This window comes from Streptomyces spinosus, assembly GCF_020400655.1.
In the GTDB taxonomy this organism is placed as follows: Bacteria; Actinomycetota; Actinomycetes; order Streptomycetales; family Streptomycetaceae; genus Streptomyces; species Streptomyces argyrophylli.
Genome location: NZ_JAINRC010000008.1, coordinates 146,516 through 166,910, shown reverse-complemented (window position 1 = coordinate 166,910; position 20,395 = coordinate 146,516). Strand labels below are relative to the sequence as shown.

Sequence of the window (20,395 nt, the reverse complement as noted above, 5' to 3'; positions counted from 1 at the left end):
CCCCCATGCGCCCCGACACGCCTGCCGAGAACGTCGACCACACCGCCGAAGCGGCACGCCTGGAGCGGACCGCCGGCCTGTACCCCGAGGACGCCGAGACCCTTCTGCTGCGGGCGGCGGCCCACCTGGAGCTGTCCGGCGACCGCCCCGCGGCGACCGCTCTCTACGACCGCCTGCTGACGTCCGCCGACGGGCTGGACAACCCCGCCCTGGTCCGCGCCCTGAAGGCGTCGAACCTGTGGGAGTACGGCCACGAGGCCGAGGCGCGGGCGATCATCGAGGGCATCCGCACGACGGCGCCCCGGGACCCGGCCCCGTGGGTGATCGTGGCGGAGGCCCTGGAGTCGCACGACGAACTGGAGGCGGCGGCGGAGACGTTCGGCGAGGCCGCGGACCTCCTGCTGCCGGACTCCTCGGAGGAACCCCCTCCCGCCACCCACCCCCTCCTCTACGGCCGTCACCGCGTCCGCCGCATGCTGGGGCTGCCGCACGACGACCGGGACACCCTCGCGGACACCCTGCACACGTCCCCGGTCTCCCTGGACGAACTCCACGACCCCAAACGCGTGTGGTCCCTGGGCTCGGACAACCCGGCGGAACTGGCGGCGGAGATCTCCCGCCTGCGCGCCGAACTGGGCGCCTACCGCGAGGCCCTTTCCCGCCCGTTCCCGGTGGCGGTCCTGCACTGGCCGGCCCCGGAACTCTCCGAGCTCCTCGCGGCGTACCCGACGCTGAGCACGGAGTACCCGTCCCACACCGAGCACCTGTCGACCATAGAGTCCTCCCTCCGCGAACTGTCCGCCTCGGGCACGCCCAACCTGGGCATCGTCACGGGCACGGTCCCGTCGTACGAGGCGTTCGCGGCCTCGGAGGGCTCGTCCCCGTCGGACCCGACCCTGCTGCCCCAGTACGCGACGACGCTGGCCGCACGGGGGCGGGCGGTGGCTTGGCCGCCGCCGAGGGGGGCTGAGTGCTGGTGCGTGGCGGGGCGGCAGTATGGGGAGTGTCACGGCGCAGCAAACTGACCACGCGCCAAGAGTGCAGGCGCAGCGCGCTTGGACCATGGCAAAATCGTGCATCAGTTCGACAACAGGTGACCAGTCTGCCGTCGGCGCTCGGATGAACCTGGCGGGAAGTGCGAGACTCTTGGTGCTGGGGAGCAGTTGCTGATCACTGCTCCCGACCTGTACATGATCATCCAGGAGGAGCTGCATGCCCCGCAGCGGCCAGAAGCGACCGAAGTTCGCCTCGCCATTGACCTCGATCGAGATCTGCGCGGGCGCCGGTGGGCAAGCCGTCGGGCTGCACAACGCCGGTTTTGACCACCGCGCGCTCGTGGAGTGGGACCCGCACGCCGTGGCCACCCTGCAGGCCAATGTGGGCGACTGGCCCGGCTGGGACCAGGAGAAGGCTGAGGCTATTCGCCCGATGGACGTCAAGGACTTCCTGGAGTCGGACGTCCTGAAGGACCTCGGCTTGAAACGCGGAGACCTTGACCTGCTCGCCGGCGGCGTGCCGTGCCCTCCGTTCTCCTTGGCGGGCCACAGGCTCGGCCCTGACGATGAACGCGACCTCTTTCCCGCAGCGCTTGACATCATCGACGCTTTGCTCCCCAAGGCGGTGATGATTGAAAATGTGCGAGGAATCCTGGAACCTCCAGAGTTCTTCATTGATTACCGGATCTCAATCCTCGAAAGACTTCGCGGCCTCGGCTATCTGGTCCCCGAGATTGATCCAGGCCTTTCTGCGACCGAGCAGGACGTGATCATGCGTTCGGTCTGGCGGCGTCTCGACGCGAGCTACTTTGGCGTTCCGCAACTGCGGCCGCGCGCAATTTTGGTGGCCATTCACAAGAGTGCAGTAAGCCCGGGTGACCAGAAGTTCACGTGGCCCACAAAGCTGAAGGGCGATCCGGTAACGGTCCAAGGGGAACTCTACGAGAGCATGAAAGCGCGCTGCGAGGAGTTCTGGGACAAGAACCGCTACGGGCAGCCCGCAGGACCTGAAGAGAAAACTGGACAGAAGATCTTCAAGAGGTGGGAAGAAGCCACTTCAGGTAAGACGGTCGCCCCTACTCTCGTAGGCGGGTCAAAGAAACATGGCGGTGCCGACCTTGGTCCCACACGAGCCAAGCGTGCTTGGCGGGACCTGGGAGTTGACGGCATGGGAATCGCAAACGACCCCGAGAATTGCGTCCCGGAACGCGACCTTTTCCGTCCCGACGGCCCCATGCTCACCGTCGCTCAGGCCGCGATCATTCAGGGCTTCCCGGAGTACTGGAAGTTCCAGGGCCGCAAGACCGCCCGCTACCGCCAGGTCGGGAACGCGTTCCCGCCCCCGGTGGCGGAAGCCGTTGGCCGGGCCATCGCGGCCGTTCTGCGTCCTGAACACCGCGAGGAACTTCTCACCGAGTACGAGATGGAACCGGCGGGAGCGCTGCCCGCCGCAGACGTCCCGCGGCAGCTTGAGATTTCAGTCTCCGCCGCCCGCGCCACCCTTGCGTCGGCTCAGGACCGTGAGGGCGATTTTGTCGGCACAAGCGTCTGATGATTCATGCTCCCAGAAGCGGAGCACGCACCAGCCGGCTGCCTTCAGTTTCTGGTCCGTATCCCTGTCCCGTGTCATGTTCCGCAGGACTTTCTCGGACCAGTAACCGGAATTCGTCCTGGGCGGCACGTAATGCTCCGGGCAGCCATGCCAGTAGCAGCCGTCTATGAAGACAGCGACTTTCGCCGGACGGAAGACCAAGTCCGCCGTCCGGCGGAGGTCCGGCAGGGGCCGGGCCGCGACGCGGTAGCGGAGACCCTTCGCGTGGACCAGCCTTCGGATGAGCCACTCGGGCTTGGTGTCACGGCTGCGGATCGCCTGCATGTTGCGGCGGCGTGCTGCGGACGAAGCCCAGGAACCTTCCGGGGCCTCCCATTCGGCATCATGGGACACACCGCAGAGGGTAGTCCCGCGCGGTCCGCAGCACGCGGCCCGTCCTAGCGGCCTCCCATGTGACTGAGCAGTGCCTCTATGTCACTCGGCGCGAGCCCGGCGGCCACCGAGGGCTCCTCCTCCAGGTCAGCGAGCTGCTGCACGGTGGGGTCGTCCAGGATGCGCCCCATGAAGTCGAGCTTCCGCTCCAGGCGCTCGGCGACCACCTCGTCGATGGAGTTCCGCACCGCCAGGACAGTCACCCGGGTCTCCGTGTCGGGAGCCAGACCGAGGCGGTGGATCCGGTCGAGGCTCTGAAGGAAGCGGCCGGCCATGAAGTCGCGGTCCACGTAGACAGCGTCGTGGCACACATGGTGCAGGCTTATCCCTTCTCCCAGAGTCGCCGGGTTCGAGATCAGCACCATGCACGCCGGGTCCTCCCGGAACCGGCGGAGCTGCTCCTCACGGTCCGCGGTGCCGCCGTAGACGACAGCCGGACTGTACTTCTCCAGCAGGCGTTCCAGCGTGGTGAGGCTCCTGACGAAGGTCGTCCAGACCAGCGTCTTACGGCCCTGGGCGGCGTTCTCCGCGATGATCGCGATGGCTTCCTGGTACTTAGGCGACAGCTCGTAGTCGGGGAGGCTCTGCATGAGGGAGTACAGCGAGCTGCCCTCGGGGACGTCCAGCGGCGGCAGTTGGTACGCGAGCGGCTCGTACCGGCTGGCTCCTTCAAGGAGCAGGGCCGGGCTCGTAGCCGCCATGAGAAGACGCAGAGCCGTCTTGCCCAGGCTGCTCAGGTCCTCGCGCGCTGCGCCGGTCTTCTCGCCGCCCACCAAGGCCGTGTAGATCTCGTCGTGCAGGGGCGGCATGTCGACGAAGCGAAGCCCCAGCTGAACCGGTGGCAGACCGAGTTCCTGCTTGGTCGTGCGCGTGAACAGCGGCCGGAGGACCGAGCTGGCGTGTGCGAGATCACCGCCGGCCACCGCCTGCACGACCGTGCGCTGACCATGCCCCGGCCACACGAAGCCCAGCAGGTTTTCCAGGTCCCGGGATCCGTTGGGGGCCGGGGTACCGGTAAGGATCAGCCGGCGTGTGGCCAGCGGGCCCAGGGCCATGCAGGCTGCCCCGTACGTCCCCCGGGCGCCCAGCTTCATCCGGTGCGCCTCGTCCAGGATGATCATTGAGGGACCCGACTTGAGCCACCCGGCCAGCATGGGCAGCGACCGGTCGAGACGCTCGTAGTTCACCACGAGCACCTCGGCCCACTCGTCCCACGAGCCGTCCAGTACGTTGATGCGCAGCGGGTGAATGAGACACTCAGCGGTCTCGTAACGCCATGACTCGTAAGCCGACTTGGGACAGACGACCAGCAGGCGGCTTACCTTGCCGGCGGCCTTCTGCGCGGCGTACACGGCGAGAGCGACACGGGTCTTGCCGGCGCCGGGCACGCTGAAGTTCGCACCGTGCTGCAGCGAAAGAAGCTTCGCGATGTCGCGGCGCTGGAATTCGCTGAGTTCGCCCTTCCAGGTGTCGCCGAGGAGGGTGAGCACGTCATCGGGGGTAACCTCGCCGGGCGCGTCCTGCCCCGCGAGCCGCTGCTGCACGGTGTGCGCGTCCTGGACCACACCGGAGACCAGCTCCCGCAGGTCATCCGCCCACTCCACGCCGGCCGGGTCGGACCAGGTGCTGAGGAGGCCGAGGTCCGCGAGCAGCTCATCCAGGGAGACCGAGGCACTCAGGGGGCCGAGCTGGCCGCCGGTGCGAAACCGGGCGGCCAGCTGCACGAGTTCCTGCTGGAACGATTCCGTGGTCCGCAGGACCACCCGGGTCCGGGTCTCATCGAACCCGAGGCGCAGCGACTTCTCGCTGACGGAACTGGTCACCGGGAGCCCTCCGCCGCGACCGCCTCCAGCAGCCAGGCCACGCCGTCTCCCGGCTGCGGCAGCCCACGGCCGGCTTGCTGCGCGAGCTTGAGGAGGCTCTCCCGCAGCTTCACCAGCCCCTCATCGAACGCCTCCTCGTCCAGGCTCCGGGAGGTCCGTGCCTGTACCAGGTCACTTACGCACTGGTCGATGCTCGCGCAGGCTTCCGCCAGCCGGGCCGGGGCAAGCTGCTTGCGCTTGCGCAGCCGGGCATTGCGGCCCGCCGCCTCAATCGCCTCGTCGAACGCCTTCTTCGTGCTGTCCCAGGCGTTCTGCGCGGCGGCCTTCCGCTCGTCCCCGAGCTCCGAGGCCCCGTTCCTCATCAGGGCGGCAGTGCGGAGTATCTCGTCGTTCATCGCCCGGGCCTCCGCGACAGCGGAGGAAGCGGCCGGCACCTCCAGGCCCAGACCGGGGATGGACACCGACTGCGGCTGCGCGGCCGCCGTACCACCCATCGGCAACTGCCGCTCCAGCCCCGCCGCCAAGAAGTCCTCGTTGATGTGCCGGACGTCCGTCTTGGAGAAGTCCAGCAGGATCGCAGCCAGGCGCAGCTCCTTCAGAACCTCGGCCTGGTCGCGGTCCACCGTTTCCAGCTTCGCGTACAGCCGGTGGAGTTCCTTGAGCCGCTCCTGTGCCCCCTCCCAGTCCACCAAGCGCAGCCCACTGCCACCGCCCGTGCGACTGCGCTCGTTCAGTTCGCGGATCGTACTGAGGATCCACCGCTCCTGGTGGTAGGTGCGTACCTGGATCCGGAAGTCCTTGGCGATCTGCTCCGGTGTCCGGCCCAGCGCCGCCTGCTCCTCCATGGCGATGAGGCGGTTGATGTAGGAGTAGTCACGCCGGTGATCCCTGCGGAGCTGCAAGGCCAGCTCGACGGCGTTGATGTCGGCCCAAGTGAACGACGCGGGCAGCACGCCCACGCGCATGGACTGCGCGCCGAGCTCGCGCAGCGCGGCAGCCCGGGTGTTGCCGTTGACCAGCACCCCTTGCCGGGTCACTAGCCCAGGGTCGTTCTGCCCGAACTGGTCAAGGCTGTCCTTCAGGACATCGAAGTCCTTGTCCCGCACGTTCGTGTTCTCGGGGTCCGCCTTGAGCAGGAAGCCGAGGTAGTCCTGGCTCTCCGCGCACCAAGGGTCCTTGTCCAGCAGCGTGTCCCGCTCCGCGTCGTGGCTGCGCTGGGCCCGGATCCGGTGGGTGCCGGGGTTGTAGTAGAGGCTGCTCAGCGGCAGATCGATCACTTCGACGTGGGCCTGCTGCCCGTTCCAGTCGACAGTCACGGTCTCCCGCGTACCGCCGGCCGCCTTGACCTCCTCGACCTTCTTGCTGATCAGTTCGCTGAACTCGGCTGCCCTCGGCGGGGCCGGAAACTCGCGCATCATCGTCGTCCCGTCCTGTCTCAGTCGTCCGTGCCGTCGAGCTTGTCGGCCATGGCCTTGCGTGTGTCCGCAGGCAGCGTCCGGTACAGCGCCCACAACTTCTCCAGCGCGCTGGGGGACCGGCGGTCGGCGGCGATCCACCCGCGGAACACCCTCCGCTCTACCAGTGCCAGCGATTCGATCTCCGCCAGGACGTCCGCCATGTGCACGGTCCGGTCCACGTTGCCCCGGCCGCACCGCTGGCACTCCGTGACGAGCTGGTACTCGACGCTGCCGTCCGGCTGAACGACCGGCCGGCGTGCCACGTTGAGCACTGCCTGCTCCAGGCCCCCGTCGCCGTACGTCTCACCGCCCGTCACGCCGCAGGTCCGGCAGAGGTAGCCGTCATCGTGGAACACCTTGGCCCGCTGCGCGTTGGTGATGCTGCTCTTGTGCACGGGCGCCTTCGACTGCCCCGGAATCCAGACGTCAGCACCCCTGGTCCGGAATCGGTGCTCCTGCTGGCGCAACGTCGGGTCCTCGCGGCTCGTCGCGATCTCCCAGCCGCGGTCACGCAGGTCACGCATGCGCCGGTCGATCTGCGCCACGTCCGGGAAGGCGGCCCGCAGGTCGCCCTTGGTGAAGGTGCCGTCCTCCTGCACCTCCTGAATGAGCCACAGCGCGACGCGCGCCATGGTTCCGAGCTTGCGGCCCTCGTAAGTCGTGTCCCGCCAAGATGGCAGCGCGGTCATCCGTTCCCTCCCATGTGGCAATTACCTGAATCTGGCCTTAAGGCGCGAACTGCCGCATAGCGGCACAAGAACCGCTGCTCCTGCACAAGCTTTCGCCTCACGACCACCCCCCGCCCCAAGAGCGGCTGACGTCCAGTGAACACGACAGATGCCGAGATTCAATCCCCTTTTGAACACTTGCCGATACAAAGCAAGCCTTGCTCATCAAAAGCAAGCACAACTCCGCCACCACTACGGCAGAATGAGTCAGCAACCCAGCAACGGGCTCACTGACAGGCCTACTTGCTGGAGAACGGGGAGGTCTCAAGAACGTGCCGTACAGCAGGAGCAGTCGCCCTCCATACGCATGGGCGAAAAAGCCCATCAGCAGTGGCCTTTCTCCAGCCAGGCGTGAACTCGCTTCCGCCCTTCAGGACCTTTGCCCTCTCCTGCTCATCACGCCGGAGGGTGCCGACGCACCTACGCACAGCCCGACTCAGAGCGAGGTCGCCAACCGGCTCAAAATGAGCGAAAGTGCACTTTCTAGGGCGCTCAGCGGGAAGGCGCTGCCGCAGCGAAGATCGGTGGAGATCCTCTTCGAGGAGGCGAGTGCTGACGCCTCGAAGCGTGGCATCAAGGTCGGCGTAACCCTGGACCACTTGTGCCTGTTGCACGCGAGGGCGCAGAACGGCGCGATCACCCCGCACCTGAGCGCGGACCTGGAGTCGGCATCCAGAGAACTAAGCGCGCTTCGTGACGAGAATGATCAGCTCAGGAGGATGATCGAGGAACTGGGCGCGGAACATGACTCGCTGCGCCAGCAAGCCTCACTGAAGGACGCCAGCTTGCGGACTCTCCAGCGGAAGTACACGGTGCTGCGACGGAAAGCCGCCTCGCTGCGGGAACGGGTCAGTCTCCTCGAAGCCGGCTCACCGGCCCTTTCGCCCGACGCTCCGGCCGCCGCTCCGCTGCCGGTACCCCGTCGGGCGGGGTACCGGCAGCGGACTGAACTTGACACGGCGGCCGCCCGGAACGTCGCGAGGCGAGCGGAAGCTCTGGGCGGCGACGGCCGGCAAGCGGATGAGGTGCTGGCGCTCCTGCGGCATACGGCGGACGCCTACAGCCCGGCAGAGACAGCGTTGCTGGTCGTCCTGCTGACCCAGGAAGGCCAGGAGGATCTCGCCAGGGACCTTCTCCATATCTATGGACGGGACAAGCCCGACCGCGAAGTGCTGCGCACCGCGCTGGAACTCCTCAGTTCCGGCGCCCCAGGTAACGCTGAAGCCCTGCTGCTGACCGCTGCGCAAACGCGCAAACCACACGGTACCGCTTAGGCCACCCCTCCCAGCTCCGCCTCGTAGTGCATCTGAACACGGTCGAGGACATCGTCTGGATCCTGGCCCCGGGCAGCGGTCCAGTGGAGCAGGTCGGCAATCAATTCGACTACTGACTCGTCGAGTGCCGCGGCGCCACTACGTCCCGCCCACGCCACAGTCCGGGCCTTCACCTGATACCACTCCAGAACGGCCACCGCACGCTCGATGCGCCGGCAGTCCTTACCGGAGTCGACCGACACCTCGCACCACACCGCCTTGCCGGCGGCCGTCGGCACTGCGCCCCAGTCCAGTGCAAGTGCCGCGATCAAGTGAAGGCCTCGGCCGCACTCCTCCTCGCAGCTGCGCGCCTGAACCGAGGGCAGTGCCGGGCTCCTGTCGTGGACTTCAAGCCGGAGACGATCGAGCCTCCACTCCAGCACCAGCGTGGCCGACGTTCCCTCACCGACGTGCTTCACCACATTCGTCGCCAGTTCGGTGACGAGGAGTTCCGCCTCCTCAACGCAGGCGGGCATTCCCCAGCGGTGCATCTGAGAGGCCGCTGCTCTACGCAGCAGCCGCACCTCTGCCGGAACCGCTTCGAACGGCAGGACACAGCGGAAACGGGGGTCGGTGGGGTCGGGGCCGGGCATGGGTACTCCTCCTCGCGAAGCCACGCACCTGCCTGCGCCGACCGCGTTCATACGGTTGCAGTGCGTAGCGGCCTGCGAGTGAGCATGGCACAGGAGAACTCTCGCTGTGCAACTTCTCACGACAATCCATCGAGTGAATCTGATGGTCTCCGCCCACCACGCTGCCTAGCCTGGCCAGGAACCTCCGGGACGCTGCCCGGCACACGGCGAAGGAGCCGCATGTCCGAACGGACCACAACACGGCGTCGGCAACTGGGTGCCATGATGCGCAAGTTGCGTGCTCGCACCGGCCTCACCCTGGAGGAGGCAGGCCAGCTTGTGGGTGTCTCCAAGGCGACCATCAGCCGCTATGAGACCAAGGCGGGACCGGTCAAATGGATCGTCGTCGACGCGTTGTGCCGCGAGTACGGGGCAACCGAGGCTGAACGGCGTGCGGTTGTCACGCTGGCCAAGGACGCCCGGCAACAGGGGTGGTGGAGTTCCTTCGCCGACTCCATCCCGGAGGAGATGAACCTCCTCCTCACCTTGGAGGACGAGGCGGTTCGGGAGAGCCACTTCTGCTGTGTCTACGTGCCCGGGCTCCTCCAGACCCGCGCCTACAGCACCGCCCTGCAGAAGGCCAACGAAGTTCCGCTGGACGCCTCGGAGATCGAGCGGCTCGTGGACATCCGCATGAAGCGGCAGGAGATTCTCGGCCGGCCGAAGCCGCCGTACCTCTGGGCCATCTTGGACGAATCCGTGATCCGCCGGGTCGTGGGGTCACCTGACATCATGCGCGAGCAGCTTGACCGGCTGCTTGAGGCGAACGAGTCACCTCACGTCACGCTGCAAGTACTGCCGTTCTCCAAGGGTGCCCATGCAGCCGCGCTCGGCAGCTTCGTCGTCTTTGGTGGCCCAGAGCCAGGGCTCGACGTGGTCTATGTCGACTTCCATACCGGGTCCCTGTTCCTTGAAAAGGATGAGGAACTAGACAGATACAGACTTGCGTTCGAGTATCTGCAGGCGCAAGCGTTGGACATGGAGGCTTCCTCCGCTCTTATCCACCGCGCCCTCAAGGAGCTGTGAGTGTCCCGCAGTCAGCAGCCCGTCGCCGAGCCCGCATGGTTCAAGTCGTCGTACAGCGGTGGCAACGCCACCGAGTGTGTGGAGGCGGCTGTCGTGCCCGCCGGCGTGCTGCTGCGCGACTCGAAGCAGCCTGGTGGTACGCGTCTGGCCGTGTCTGCCGATGCCTGGAGAGAGTTCCTGGCCGTGGTCATCAAGGGCTGAACCGGGGCCGCCAGGTCGTCCCATTCGCCCGTGTGGCCTGCCAGGCCGTGGAGGAGGACGACCAAGGCCCGGCGAGGTGGCCGGACCCTGGTCGTCGTAGGCGTATCCGTGCCCTCCGGGGCCGCCAAGTAGCGCACACGGCAGTGTTGGCCGCAACGCCCGGTCGGTGCCGGTCCGTTTGTCGGCGCACGGGACTCAGCCAGAGCCTTGGACCCCTGCTTAGTGGTGCGGCGCCAGGGCCGCCCTGCCGAACAGCAGCGCGTACCCCGGAGGGAGTTGCTCCAGGACGCGGGTGGTCAGTGACTCGCCGACGTGGGTCGACAGGACGCTCAGGACCGAGCTGACGTCCCAGCGGGCCGTGGCGGGGGTCGAGCCCTCTATGCGGGTGGCCACCGACTCCACGAACTCGCGGGCCGTCAGCGGGTGGGTCGCCGGGATCTGGGAGGCGATGACGCGGCCCGCCTCCCGGGGGAGGGCCTGGGCCAGGGCCACGCGTTCGTCGCCGGTGACGTGGCCGCCGAGGGCCGACAGGACGATGCGGGTGACGCGTTCCGCCTCCGCCCTCGTCGGGTACTGGCCCGCGTCACGCACCGCCTCGGTCAGCTCCAGCCAGTCGGCGGCCTCCGGCTCCTCCTTGACGCGCGGGCGCAGGGACGGGGTGGCGATGGTGGTTCTGGGCTGCGGGGTCGTCACGGTCATCGTGCTGGCTCCTCTTCCGGGACGCTTCGGGGCACCGGAAGCCCGGTACCCCGTAATACGGCGGGCATGGGCGGGAGTTCGGCCAATGTGCGGCATGGGCCGCTTGGGCCGCTTGGGCCGCCTTGGGCCTCATAGGTGGTTTGGGCCGCGTGGGCCGCTGGGGAGCGTGGGCCGCTCGGGCCGCGTCGGCCGCCTGGACCGCGTCGGCCTCTCGGGCCGCAGGCGCCACTTGGGCCGCAGGCGCCACTTGGGCCGCAGGCGCCACTTGGGCCGCAGGCGCCACTTGGGCCGCAGGCGCCTCTTGGGCCGCAGGCGCCGCTCGGTCCTGCCGTGCGCTTGTGTGCCCCGCCTGCCGGCCCGGCATGCGGGGCACGTGGTTGTCACGCGTCGCGAGCGGCCGCGCACCCTGTCCGGCGCACGGCCTGGGCGGCGATTTTCAGCCGCTGGTCCGGCGGTGTCAGCCGCTGATCTCCTTGCGGTCGCCGCCCCCGCCGGTGATCTGGATGCGGCGCGGCTTGGCCTGTTCGGCCACCGGGATGCGCAGGGTCAGGACGCCGGCCTCGTACGAGGCGTCGATGCGGTCGGTGTCGAGTGTCTCGCCGAGGAAGAGCTGGCGGGTGAACGTACCCGTGGGCCGTTCGGCGACCAGCATCTCCGCGTCCTCGGGAGCGGGACTGCGGCGCTCCGCGCGGACGTTGAGGACGTTGCGCTCGACGTCGAGTTCGATCGTCTCCGGGTCGATCCCGGGAAGGTCGAAGTGGACGAGGAACTCGTCCCCGGAACGGTAGGCGTCCATCGGCATCACGGAGGGGCGGGTGTTCGCGCCGAACAGCTGCTGCGTGAGCCGGTCGAAATCCCGGAACGGGTCCGTACGCATGAGCATCACAGGTCACTCCTTCCATCAGGGGCCGGGGTGCGATGCCCTACGGCTTCTTATATAACTCTCCGCCGGAAACTTGACAAGCCTCGACTCAGGTTCAGCCCGGGCTGCGGATCGGCACGGCTCCGACACGGTTCGGGCGCACCTCCGGCTCCCCGCCCCGCCCGCGCGTCGCCCTCGGCCCGGCGTTAGCCTCGGGCCAGACCCAACGGCACTGAAAACGGACACGAGGAGGCCATCATGGCCGCAGTTCCCAGCGCGGTCGTCGCCGCCACCGGGCTCGTCGGCGGTTACGGCGTCGCCCGCTGGACCCGGAAGCGTCAGCTCGGCGGGGCCGTCCTGGCCGTCGCCGGCGCGGCGGCGGCCCAGCAGTGGCGCACCCGGGCGGGCGGGAAGGCCGCGGGCGCGCTGACCGCCGCCTACGTCGCCGCGTTCGCCGGGTCCCACCCCCTGGCCAAGAAGATCGGCGCCTGGCCGTCCGTCCTCGGCGTCGCCGGCGCCGTCGCCCTCGCCTCCTGGGCCGTCGCCGACCGCAAGCCCGCCTGAGCCCCCTCCGTTCAGGACACCCCCGCCCGGAACGCCCTCCGGTACGCCTGCGGGCTGGTCCCCACCACCCTCCGGAACCGTTCCCGGAACGCCGTCGGCGAGCCGAAGCCCGTCTGGACGGCGATGCGCTCCACCGGGTACGCGGTGGTCTCCAGCAGGTACTGGGCCCGTCGCACCCGCGCCCGGTGCAGCCACTGCAGGGGCGTCGTACCGGTCTGCTCCCGGAAGCGGCGGTTGAGGGTACGGGTGCTCATGCCGGCCTTCGCCGCGATCTCGGCCAGGGTCAGGTCCTGGTCGCAGTGGTCCTCCAGCCAGGCCAGCAGGGGCTCCAGGGTGGTACCGGCCGGGGCCGGGGGCAGGTCGTGGACGATGAACTGGGCCTGCCCGCCCTCCCGTTCCAGCGGCATCACGGACAGCCGGGCCGCGTGCGCGGCGACCGCCGAGCCGAAGTCCTTGCGGATCATGTGCAGGCACATGTCGAGTGCCGCCGCGGCGCCCGCCGACGTCAGGAACTGGCCGTTGTCGACGTACAGGACGTTCGGGTCGACCGTCACCGCCGGGTGGCGCCGGGCCAGGTCCGGGGCCGCGACCCAGTGCGTCGTCGCGCGCAGTCCGTCCAGCAGGCCCGTCGCCGCGAGGAGGAACGCCCCCACGCAGATCGAGGCGATCCGGGTGCCGTTCGCCGCCGCCGCGCGCAGGGCCTCGGCGACCCCGGGCGGCAGCGTCTCCGGAGGCGGCGCCACCCCGGGCAGGATGATCGTGTCGGCCTCCGCCAGGGCCTGGAGGCCGTACGGCGCCCGGACCGTGAAGGCTCCCGCGTCCGCCTCGTCCCGCGCCGAGCAGACCCTTACCCGGTACGGCTCCCGGCCATCGGGCAGCCGTGCCCGGCCGAAGGTGTCGATGGGTACGGACAGGTCGAACGGGATGACGCCGTCCAGCGCCAGTACGGCCACGGTGTGCATGGCAGGAAGGTAGCCGTACGACGGGTTGTCGCCAACCGGGCCGGCCTGTGACGGTCCGGGACCGGCAACACCGGAGGGCGCCGGTCAAGTGGACCGGCGCCCTCTGGCGGGATCTGGCGGGAATCCGTCGGGCACCGGCAATCCCGCCACTTCTGTCGGATTGCCGCGCCCTCTAGCGTCCCCCCGTGACCAAGTTCCTGCTCTCCGTCCACGTCATCGCCGCGATCCTCGCCGTCGGTCCCGTCGCCGTCGCCGCCAGCATGTTCCCGCCCGCCGCCCGCCGCGCCCTGGCCACCGGACCCGGCGACGGCGGCCACCCCGACCCCACCGGCACCCTGCGCCTGCTCCACCGCATCTGCCGCGTCTACGCCGCGGTCGGCGTCGTCGTCCCCGTCTTCGGGTTCGCCACCGCGAGCGAGATGGGCGTCCTCGGCAGCGCCTGGCTGATCGTGTCGATCGCCCTCACCGCCCTCGCGGCCCTCGTCCTCGCGGCACTGGTGCTGCCCGCCCAGTCCGCGCTCCTCGGGGGAAGCGCGGGCGCCGGGCGGGCCGCGCGGCTCGGCATGGTCACCGGGCTGTTCAACCTGCTGTGGGCCGCGGTGACCGTCCTGATGATCGTCCGGCCGGGCTCCACGACCGGCGCCTGACACTCACCGACCCGGCTCCACGGCAGGCGCCCGACGCTCACCGACCCGGCCCCCGGCCCCTGCCTCTCACGGCCTGCTGGCCGCCGGCGGTGCCGTGGGGCCGTGGCCCTGCGAACCCGGGGTGCCCCGGGACGGCCGGGTGCCCTGGGCCGCGGCCTTGGCCCGGCCGGCCACCGCCGTCAGCGGGCGGGCGATGTCCTCCAGGGAGCGGCGCTCGGCCCGTACCGCCAGGAACGCGGCGACCAGCCCGGCCGCGCACATCAGCGCCGCGCCGATGCAGAAGGCGAGGACGGTGTCGCCGACCCGGCCCGTGCCCGTCAGGTCGGCGAACAGCAGCGGGCCGCTGATGCCGCCGGCCGCGGTGCCGAGGGCGTAGAAGAACGCGATGGACATCGCCCGCGTCTCCATCGGGAAGATCTCCGACACCGTGAGGTAGGCGCTGGAGGCGCCCGCCGAGGCGAAGAACAGCACCGCGCACCAGCAGGCGGTCAGCGTGCCCGCGCTCAGCGAGCCCCGGTCGAACAGCCAGGCCGTGGCGAACAGCAGCACACCCGACAGCAGGTACGTCGAGGAGATCATCACGCGCCGGCCGACCGTGTCGAAGAGCTTGCCCAGCAGCAGCGGGCCGCAGAAGTTGCCGACCGCGATCACCGCGAAGTAGTAGCCGGTGTGACCGGAGGGCACGTCGAAGAACTTGGTCAGAATCGCGCCGAAGCCGAAGGTGATCGCGTTGTACAGGAACGCCTGGCCGATGAAGAGGGAGAAGCCGAGCACCGCCCGCCTGCGGTAACGGCCGAAGACCGTGCGGGCGATCTCCATGAAGGACACGCTCTTGCGCTGGTGGATCTCCAGCTCGCCCTCGGCCGCGGGGAGCGGCTCGCCCCGCTCCTCCTCCACCCGGCGTTCGATGCCGGAGACGATCTCCTCCGCCTCCCGGTCCCTGCCGTGGATCAGCAGCCACCGCGGGCTCTCCGGGACGTGCCGCCGTACGAGCAGGATGACCAGGGCGAGGACGGCACCGAGCGCGAACGTCAGACGCCAGCCGACGTCCTTCGCCAGCAGCCCCGTGTCGAGCGCGACGATCGACAGCAGGGAACCGCCGACCGCGCCCAGCCAGAAGCTGCCGTTGATGATCAGGTCGACCCGGCCGCGGTAGTTCGCCGGGATCAGCTCGTCGATCGCGGAGTTGATGGCCGCGTACTCACCGCCGATACCGAAACCGGTCAGGAAGCGGAAGAGGAAGAACCACCAGGCCTCCCACGAGACGGCCGTGAGCGCCGTCGCCGCCAGGTACACCGCCAGGGTGATCATGAAGAGGTTCTTGCGGCCGAACCGGTCGGTCAGCCGGCCCCAGAACAGGGCCCCCACGCAGGCACCCGCCACGTACAGCGCGGCGGCGACACCGGTGACCTGACCGGAACTGATCGCCAGGCCGCTGCCGGGCTCCGACAGCCGGCTGGCGATGTTGCCGACGACCGTGACCTCAAGGCCGTCCAGGATCCACACGGTTCCCAGGCCGATGACGATCGTCCAGTGCCAGCGGGACCAGGGCAGGCGGTCGAGTCTGGCGGGGATGTCGGTGGTGAGGGTCCGGCCGGTGCCGGCCTCGGCTGTGCTCATGGGCGCTACCTCCGCGTCGAAGGACGGGATACCGGGTGCCCTGGCCGCGGCCGAACACTCCGGTCAGGCCCCCAGCCAGCGCGAGAGGGTGTAGATGAGCAACCCGGCCAGGGAACCCACCACCGTGCCGTTGATCCGGATGAACTGCAGGTCCCGCCCGATGTGCGCCTCGATCTTGCGGGTCGTGTGCTCGGGGTCCCAGCCCGCCACCGTGTCCGTGATCAACGAGGTGATCTCCCCGCGGTACGTCGTCACGACGTGCACCGCGGCGCCCTCGACCCAGCTGTCGACCTTGTCCTGCACCTTCGGCTCGGTCGCCATCCGCGCGCCCAGCGACAGCAGCGCCGCCCGCACCCGCGTCCGCAGCTCGCTGCGCTCGTCCTCCGCCGCCGCCACGATCATCGACCGCACGGCCGTCCACACCGACGCGATCAGATCCTGCACCTCGCCCCGGCCCAGCACCTCGCCCTTGAGCCGCTCGACCCGCGCCCGGGTGTCCGTGTCGGACTGGAGGTCGGAGGCGAAGTCGGTGAGGAAACGGTCCAGCGCGCCACGCGCCGGATGCGAGGGCATGTCCCGCATCTCCGTCACGAACCGCAACAGCTCCTTGTAGACCCGCTCACCCACCTTCCGGTCCACGAACCGCGGCGTCCAGCCCGGCGCACCCCCCTCCACCGCCACCATCACGTCGTCCCGGTGCAGCACCAGCCAGTCGTGCGCCCGGACCACCACCAGGTCCACCACCCGCCGGTGCCCGCCGTCGGCGACGATCCGCTCCAGCGTCTTGCCGATGCCCGGCGCGATCTCCTGCGCGTTGGCCCGCCGGGTGATCGCCTCACCCACCACCGCCTGCACATCGGAGTCCCGCAGCACCGTCAGCGCGCCCCGCAACGCCGTCGCCAGCTCCGCCGTCACCCGGTCCGCGTGCTCCGGCTCGGCCAGCCAGGCCCCCAGCCGGCTGCCGATGCCCACCGCGCGCAGCCGCTGGCGCACCACGTCCCCGGAGAGGAAGTTCTCACCGACGAACTCCCCCAGCGACACGCCCAGCTGGTCCTTCTTCGTGGGGATGATCGCGGTGTGCGGGATGGGCAGCCCCAGCGGGTGCCGGAAGAGAGCCGTCACCGCGAACCAGTCGGCGAGCGCACCGACCATGCCCGCCTCGGCCGCCGCCGCCACGTAGTCCGTCCACGCACCGGCACCCGCGTTCCCGGCCGCCTTCGCCAGCACGTAGACCACCGCGACGAACAGCAGCATGCCCGTCGCCGTCGCCTTCATCCGGCGCACCCCGCGCCGCCGCTCCTCGTCGGCCGGGGTGAACGCCGTCATCGTCTTGTACGACGCGACCGGCCCCGGTGTTCCCGTCTCGGTAGGTTCCATCAGCTCCACCCGTTCGGTGATCCCGCACACAATTGTCCCTTCCTGACCGACTCCCGGAACGAAACAGGAGTTCCCGGCGTCTGTCTGAAGGGTTGTCGTGGCAGGGTCCTGTCACATCACCCCGGCCCATGACCCATCATGGGTGAGCGAGATCGGAGCCCCGGCTCCCATCTGTCGAGGAGAACAACACAAGCGTGACCAAGCGTCATGGTTATGCCGTCCTGAGCGCGCTCGTCGCGCTGGTCGTGGCCCTGTCCGCCGCCATATACGTCACCGTCGCCGCCGACGACGGCACCCCCCGCACCACCCTCGGCGACAACCGCCCGCACCGCGACTCCCACGCCGCCCCCGCCTCCACCGGCACCTGGGTCGGCGCCTGGGCCACCGCCCCCGTCGGCGGCGAACCCGGCACCGAGACGGCCGGCCTCGCGGGCCGCTCCGTCCGCAACGTCGTGCACACCAGCGCCGGCGGTACGAGCGCCCGCGTCACGCTGTCCAACCTGTACGGCCAGTCCGCCCTCACCATCAGCCACGCCTCCCTCGCCCTCTCCCCGGGCGACGGCAGCGCGGCCGCCACCGCGGAAACGATGCGGCGCCTCACCTTCAACGGCGCCCCCGGCGTCGTCATACCCGCAGGCGCACAGGCCGTCAGCGACGCCGTGCACCTCACCCTCCCGCACGACACCGACGTCCTGGTCACCACCTACTCCCCCACCCCCTCAGGACCGGTCACCTACCACCCGCGCGCCCGGCAGATCTCCTACGTCGCCACCGGCGACCGCACCGAGGACACCACCGGCACCCCCTACACCGGACGGACCCCGTACTGGCGGTACGTGACGGCCCTCGACGTCCTCAGCAACGAGGCCACCGGCACCGTCGTCGTCTTCGGCGACTCCATCACCGACGGCGTCACCTCCACCACCGGCGCCAACCACCGCTGGCCCGACATCCTCTCCGGCCGGCTGCGCACCGCCCTGCGCAACGGACGCGATCTCCCCCGCTACAGCGTCGTCAACGAAGGCATCAGCGGCAACCGGGTCCTCGCCGACGGCCTCGGCCGGCCCGCCGAGAACCAGAGCGGCCTCGCCCGCTTCGGCCGCGACGCCCTCGACCGCCCCAACGTCAAGGTCGTCGTCATCGACCTCGGCATCAACGACATCCTGCGCAACCCCCGGCTCGCCGACCCCGACCGCATCGTCACCGGCCTGCGCACCCTCGTCCGCCAGGCCCACGCCCGCGGCCTGAAGGTCATCGGCGCCACCCTCATGCCGTTCCAGGGCCACCACGGCTACACCCCCGCCCGGGAAGCCGTACGCCAACAGGTCAACGCGCGGATCCGCGCCGGCGGGGTCTACGACGCGGTCGTCGACTTCGACAAGACCCTCCGCGACCCCTACGACCCGCGCCGGCTGCGCCCCGAGTACGACTCCGGCGACCACCTGCACCCCAGCGACCTGGGCTACCGCACCATGGCCGAGGTCTTCGACCTCGGCACCCTGAAGGGCGCGGGGCAGGCGGAGCTGTGACCGGGCGGCGAGGAATACTGGCGGACATGACCCGCTTGATCCTCGCCACCCGCAACGCCGGAAAGATCACCGAACTGAGGGCGATCCTCGCCGAAGCCGGACTCTCCCACGAACTCGTCGGCGCGGACGCCTTCCCGGACGTCCCCGACGTCAAGGAGACCGGCGTCACCTTCGCCGCGAACGCCCTGCTCAAGGCGCACGCCCTCGCCCAGGCCACCGGCCTGCCCGCCGTCGCCGACGACTCCGGCCTGTGCGTCGACGTCCTGGGCGGCGCCCCCGGCATCTTCTCCGCCCGCTGGGCCGGCCGCCACGGCGACGACAGGGCCAACCTCGACCTGCTGCTGGCCCAGCTCTCGGACATCGCCGACGAGCACCGGGGCGCCTACTTCGCCTGCGCGGCGGCGCTCGCCCTGCCGGACGGCACGGAGCGGGTGGTGGAGGGACAGCTCCCCGGCATCCTGCGGCATGTCCCGGCCGGCACGAACGGCTTCGGCTACGACCCGGTCCTCCAGCCGGAGGGCGAGACGCGCACGTGCGCCGAGCTGAGCCCGGAGGAGAAGAACGCGATCAGCCACCGGGGGAAGGCGTTCCGGGCGCTGGTGCCGGTGGTGCGGGAGCTGTTGGGCTGAGAGAGAACGAGGGGCCGCCCGGGTGGACGGCCCCTCACCTGTGCGGCCGGTGGGACTCGAACCCACACGGGATTTCTCCCACGGGCACCTAAAACCCGCGCGTATCGCCTATTTCGCCACGGCCGCCCCAAAACGGACTATTTGTTTACAGGCCGTTTTGCCTCGCTCAGTGTACGGGGCCGCACATCTCGCCGTGCGCCCCCTCGGCACCAGGTGCCCGTGGCCGCGTGGCAGTTGGGACAGAGCAGCCGGAGATTCCCACGCCGATCGTCGCTCCAGTCACAGCCGTTCCTTCGTGTATGCGCCGGCCCCCATCGAGCCCCCTCCGTTCCGGGCGCGCGTTCGCTGCCCGTACGGAGTAACGAAGCGGTTATCGGACAGTCACGCCCGGGGGCACGGGAAACGGCCCGCGCCGGGGTTCCCCGGGGCGGGCCGTTCGCGCGGTGGGCCGGTCAGATGCCCAGGTCTTTGATGATCTTCGCCACGTGGCCGGTGGCGCGGACGTTGTACAGGGCCCGTTCGACCTTGCCCTCCTCGTCCACGACGACCGTGGAGCGGATGACGCCCAGGTAGGTCTTGCCGTAGTTCTTCTTCTCGCCGTAGGCGCCGTACGCCTCGGTGACCTTCTTGTCCGGGTCGGCGAGCAGGGTGACCCTCAGGGACTCCTTCTCGCGGAACTTCGCCAGCTTCTCCGGGCTGTCGGGGCTGATGCCGATGACGTCGTAGCCGGCGCCGGCCAGCAGCTCCAGGTTGTCCGTGAAGTCACAGGCCTGCTTGGTGCAGCCTGGGGTCAGCGCGGCCGGGTAGAAGTAGACGATGACCTTGCGGCCCTTGCGGTCCGAGAGGGACACCTCGGTGCCGTCGGCGTCGGGGAGGGTGAAGGCGGGGGCCACGTCCCCCGGCTGGAGTCGCTCGCTCATCGGGCCAGCCTAACCGGGGGGCCTTGCGGTGCGGCGCCACCCAGAGCTGACAAACTGTTCGGAACAGCATCAGCAGACTTCGGAGGCCGTACGGTGGCGGACACGTCGGACACCAGAACCCCGGCGCAGATCGAGGCGGACATCAAGCGCCGCCGTGAAGTGCTGGCCGAGACGCTCGACGAGATCGGGGTGCGGGTGCATCCGAAGACCATCGTCGGCGATGCGAAGGCCAAGGCCGTCGCCCATGTCGACCACACGGTCGGACGGGCGTACGTGCAGGTCAACCGGGTCGTGACTGAGGTACGGGCACAGTTCGTGAACGATCAGGGGGCGCCGCGCCTGGAGCGGGTGGTGCCCGTCGCGCTCGTCGTCGTGGGGGTCGTGGGGCTGCTCGCCCTCGGGGCCCGGCGGCGCAGTAACTGACCGG

At 69.6% G+C, this 20,395-nt stretch carries 21 protein-coding genes, 1 tRNA gene and 1 pseudogene; 10 read left to right on the top strand and 13 right to left on the bottom strand.

Going from position 1 to position 20,395, the window contains the following annotated elements:
* Positions 1–5 precede the first annotated feature (5 nt).
* The gene (locus LG395_RS16980; RefSeq protein ID WP_225810314.1) at positions 6–1,025 is read left to right on the top strand and encodes a tetratricopeptide repeat protein; all 1,020 of its coding nucleotides are present in this window, start codon (positions 6–8) and stop codon (positions 1,023–1,025) included.
* Between the two features lie 187 nt (positions 1,026–1,212).
* A complete protein-coding gene (locus LG395_RS16975; protein WP_225810313.1) occupies positions 1,213–2,547 on the top strand; it encodes a DNA cytosine methyltransferase in 1,335 nt (444 codons plus the stop codon).
* Here the strand turns inward: LG395_RS16975 and LG395_RS16970 are convergent.
* Genes LG395_RS16970 through LG395_RS16955 form a run of 4 tightly spaced genes read right to left on the bottom strand, consistent with a single transcriptional unit; the run spans position 2,473 to position 6,948 of the window.
* Complete coding sequence (locus LG395_RS16970; RefSeq protein ID WP_171155861.1) at positions 2,473–2,940, bottom strand: very short patch repair endonuclease; 468 nt, start codon at positions 2,938–2,940, stop codon at positions 2,473–2,475. The two genes, LG395_RS16975 and LG395_RS16970, sit on opposite strands and share 75 nt — an antisense overlap.
* A gap of 44 nt (positions 2,941–2,984) precedes the next feature.
* On the bottom strand, positions 2,985–4,802 hold the full coding sequence (locus LG395_RS16965; RefSeq protein WP_225810312.1) for a DEAD/DEAH box helicase: 1,818 nt from the start codon (positions 4,800–4,802) through the stop codon (positions 2,985–2,987).
* Positions 4,799–6,220, bottom strand: coding sequence for a ParB N-terminal domain-containing protein (locus tag LG395_RS16960; RefSeq protein WP_171155857.1), 1,422 nt, complete (start codon positions 6,218–6,220; stop codon positions 4,799–4,801). The genes LG395_RS16965 and LG395_RS16960 overlap by 4 nt, the downstream gene beginning before the upstream one ends.
* 17 nt (positions 6,221–6,237) lie before the next feature.
* On the bottom strand, positions 6,238–6,948 hold the full coding sequence (locus LG395_RS16955) for a KpnI family restriction enzyme N-terminal domain-containing protein (RefSeq protein ID WP_171155855.1): 711 nt from the start codon (positions 6,946–6,948) through the stop codon (positions 6,238–6,240).
* 503 nt (positions 6,949–7,451) lie between these two features.
* Between LG395_RS16955 and LG395_RS16950 the strand changes: the two genes are divergently transcribed.
* On the top strand, positions 7,452–8,261 hold the full coding sequence (locus tag LG395_RS16950) for a hypothetical protein (protein WP_225810311.1): 810 nt from the start codon (positions 7,452–7,454) through the stop codon (positions 8,259–8,261).
* Here the strand turns inward: LG395_RS16950 and LG395_RS16945 are convergent.
* Positions 8,258–8,893, bottom strand: coding sequence for an ATP-binding protein (locus LG395_RS16945; RefSeq protein ID WP_171155851.1), 636 nt, complete (start codon positions 8,891–8,893; stop codon positions 8,258–8,260). The genes LG395_RS16950 and LG395_RS16945 overlap by 4 nt on opposite strands.
* Before the next feature lie 219 nt (positions 8,894–9,112).
* On the opposite strand from LG395_RS16945, the gene LG395_RS16940 reads away from it, so the two are divergent.
* Positions 9,113–9,958 carry a helix-turn-helix domain-containing protein gene (locus LG395_RS16940; RefSeq protein WP_225810310.1) on the top strand — a complete coding sequence of 282 codons (846 nt, stop codon included), beginning with the start codon at positions 9,113–9,115 and terminating at the stop codon, positions 9,956–9,958.
* A complete protein-coding gene (locus tag LG395_RS16935) occupies positions 9,959–10,159 on the top strand; it encodes a DUF397 domain-containing protein (protein WP_225810309.1) in 201 nt (66 codons plus the stop codon).
* A gap of 219 nt (positions 10,160–10,378) precedes the next feature.
* On the opposite strand, the gene LG395_RS16930 is transcribed toward LG395_RS16935, so the two are convergent.
* Both LG395_RS16930 and LG395_RS16925 read right to left on the bottom strand, forming a co-directional pair.
* Positions 10,379–10,858: a DUF2267 domain-containing protein gene (locus tag LG395_RS16930; RefSeq protein WP_171155845.1), complete on the bottom strand. Its 480-nt coding sequence runs from the start codon at positions 10,856–10,858 to the stop codon at positions 10,379–10,381.
* 457 nt (positions 10,859–11,315) lie between these two features.
* Positions 11,316–11,741 (bottom strand): Hsp20/alpha crystallin family protein, encoded by a 426-nt coding sequence (locus tag LG395_RS16925; protein WP_171155844.1) that lies wholly within the window; start codon positions 11,739–11,741, stop codon positions 11,316–11,318.
* Positions 11,742–11,978: 237 nt separating this feature from the next.
* Between LG395_RS16925 and LG395_RS16920 the strand changes: the two genes are divergently transcribed.
* Positions 11,979–12,284 carry a hypothetical protein gene (locus LG395_RS16920; RefSeq protein ID WP_225810308.1) on the top strand — a complete coding sequence of 102 codons (306 nt, stop codon included), beginning with the start codon at positions 11,979–11,981 and terminating at the stop codon, positions 12,282–12,284.
* Positions 12,285–12,295: 11 nt separating this feature from the next.
* On the opposite strand, the gene LG395_RS16915 is transcribed toward LG395_RS16920, so the two are convergent.
* Positions 12,296–13,246, bottom strand: coding sequence for a GlxA family transcriptional regulator (locus LG395_RS16915; protein WP_225810307.1), 951 nt, complete (start codon positions 13,244–13,246; stop codon positions 12,296–12,298).
* Positions 13,247–13,431: 185 nt separating this feature from the next.
* On the opposite strand from LG395_RS16915, the gene LG395_RS16910 reads away from it, so the two are divergent.
* Positions 13,432–13,893, top strand: coding sequence for a hypothetical protein (locus tag LG395_RS16910; protein ID WP_225810306.1), 462 nt, complete (start codon positions 13,432–13,434; stop codon positions 13,891–13,893).
* Between the two features lie 66 nt (positions 13,894–13,959).
* Here the strand turns inward: LG395_RS16910 and LG395_RS16905 are convergent, their stop codons facing one another.
* Both LG395_RS16905 and LG395_RS16900 read right to left on the bottom strand, forming a co-directional pair.
* A complete protein-coding gene (locus LG395_RS16905) occupies positions 13,960–15,513 on the bottom strand; it encodes an MFS transporter (RefSeq protein ID WP_171155836.1) in 1,554 nt (517 codons plus the stop codon).
* 63 nt (positions 15,514–15,576) lie between these two features.
* Complete coding sequence (locus LG395_RS16900; RefSeq protein WP_225810305.1) at positions 15,577–16,890, bottom strand: DUF445 domain-containing protein; 1,314 nt, start codon at positions 16,888–16,890, stop codon at positions 15,577–15,579.
* 194 nt (positions 16,891–17,084) lie between these two features.
* On the opposite strand from LG395_RS16900, the gene LG395_RS16895 reads away from it, so the two are divergent.
* Both LG395_RS16895 and rdgB read left to right on the top strand, forming a co-directional pair.
* Positions 17,085–18,419, top strand: coding sequence for an SGNH/GDSL hydrolase family protein (locus LG395_RS16895; RefSeq protein WP_225810304.1), 1,335 nt, complete (start codon positions 17,085–17,087; stop codon positions 18,417–18,419).
* Between the two features lie 26 nt (positions 18,420–18,445).
* A complete protein-coding gene (gene rdgB / locus LG395_RS16890) occupies positions 18,446–19,048 on the top strand; it encodes an RdgB/HAM1 family non-canonical purine NTP pyrophosphatase (protein WP_225810303.1) in 603 nt (200 codons plus the stop codon).
* 41 nt (positions 19,049–19,089) lie between these two features.
* Here rdgB and LG395_RS16885 read toward each other — a convergent pair.
* The 3 genes and pseudogenes from LG395_RS16885 to bcp all read right to left on the bottom strand — a co-directional run bounded on the left by LG395_RS16885 (position 19,090) and on the right by bcp (position 19,968).
* Positions 19,090–19,174, bottom strand: a tRNA-Leu gene (locus tag LG395_RS16885).
* An 11-nt stretch (positions 19,175–19,185) separates the two neighbouring features.
* Positions 19,186–19,329: pseudogene (locus tag LG395_RS41895) on the bottom strand (zinc finger domain-containing protein); the annotation flags it as partial.
* Positions 19,330–19,500: 171 nt separating this feature from the next.
* Positions 19,501–19,968: a thioredoxin-dependent thiol peroxidase gene (gene bcp, locus LG395_RS16880; RefSeq protein ID WP_171155830.1), complete on the bottom strand. Its 468-nt coding sequence runs from the start codon at positions 19,966–19,968 to the stop codon at positions 19,501–19,503.
* Positions 19,969–20,061: 93 nt separating this feature from the next.
* Between bcp and LG395_RS16875 the strand changes: the two genes are divergently transcribed.
* A complete protein-coding gene (locus LG395_RS16875; RefSeq protein ID WP_225810302.1) occupies positions 20,062–20,391 on the top strand; it encodes a DUF3618 domain-containing protein in 330 nt (109 codons plus the stop codon).
* Positions 20,392–20,395: the final 4 nt, after the last annotated feature.

Excerpts from the sequence above, each read along its gene's own strand:
- LG395_RS16900 (WP_225810305.1), bottom strand. The coding sequence starts at position 16,890 with ATGGAACCTACCGAGACGGGAACACCGGGGCCGGTCGCGTCGTACAAG.
- LG395_RS16945 (WP_171155851.1), bottom strand. The coding sequence starts at position 8,893 with ATGCCCGGCCCCGACCCCACCGACCCCCGTTTCCGCTGTGTCCTGCCG.
- LG395_RS16915 (WP_225810307.1), bottom strand. The coding sequence starts at position 13,246 with ATGCACACCGTGGCCGTACTGGCGCTGGACGGCGTCATCCCGTTCGAC.
- LG395_RS16940 (WP_225810310.1), top strand. The coding sequence starts at position 9,113 with ATGTCCGAACGGACCACAACACGGCGTCGGCAACTGGGTGCCATGATG.
- LG395_RS16950 (WP_225810311.1), top strand. The coding sequence starts at position 7,452 with ATGAGCGAAAGTGCACTTTCTAGGGCGCTCAGCGGGAAGGCGCTGCCG.
- LG395_RS16925 (WP_171155844.1), bottom strand. The coding sequence starts at position 11,741 with ATGCTCATGCGTACGGACCCGTTCCGGGATTTCGACCGGCTCACGCAG.
- bcp (WP_171155830.1), bottom strand. The coding sequence starts at position 19,968 with ATGAGCGAGCGACTCCAGCCGGGGGACGTGGCCCCCGCCTTCACCCTC.
- LG395_RS16975 (WP_225810313.1), top strand. The coding sequence starts at position 1,213 with ATGCCCCGCAGCGGCCAGAAGCGACCGAAGTTCGCCTCGCCATTGACC.
- LG395_RS16920 (WP_225810308.1), top strand. The coding sequence starts at position 11,979 with ATGGCCGCAGTTCCCAGCGCGGTCGTCGCCGCCACCGGGCTCGTCGGC.
- LG395_RS16960 (WP_171155857.1), bottom strand. The coding sequence starts at position 6,220 with ATGATGCGCGAGTTTCCGGCCCCGCCGAGGGCAGCCGAGTTCAGCGAA.
- rdgB (WP_225810303.1), top strand. The coding sequence starts at position 18,446 with ATGACCCGCTTGATCCTCGCCACCCGCAACGCCGGAAAGATCACCGAA.
- LG395_RS16930 (WP_171155845.1), bottom strand. The coding sequence starts at position 10,858 with ATGACCGTGACGACCCCGCAGCCCAGAACCACCATCGCCACCCCGTCC.
- LG395_RS16905 (WP_171155836.1), bottom strand. The coding sequence starts at position 15,513 with ATGAGCACAGCCGAGGCCGGCACCGGCCGGACCCTCACCACCGACATC.
- LG395_RS16955 (WP_171155855.1), bottom strand. The coding sequence starts at position 6,948 with ATGACCGCGCTGCCATCTTGGCGGGACACGACTTACGAGGGCCGCAAG.
- LG395_RS16980 (WP_225810314.1), top strand. The coding sequence starts at position 6 with ATGCGCCCCGACACGCCTGCCGAGAACGTCGACCACACCGCCGAAGCG.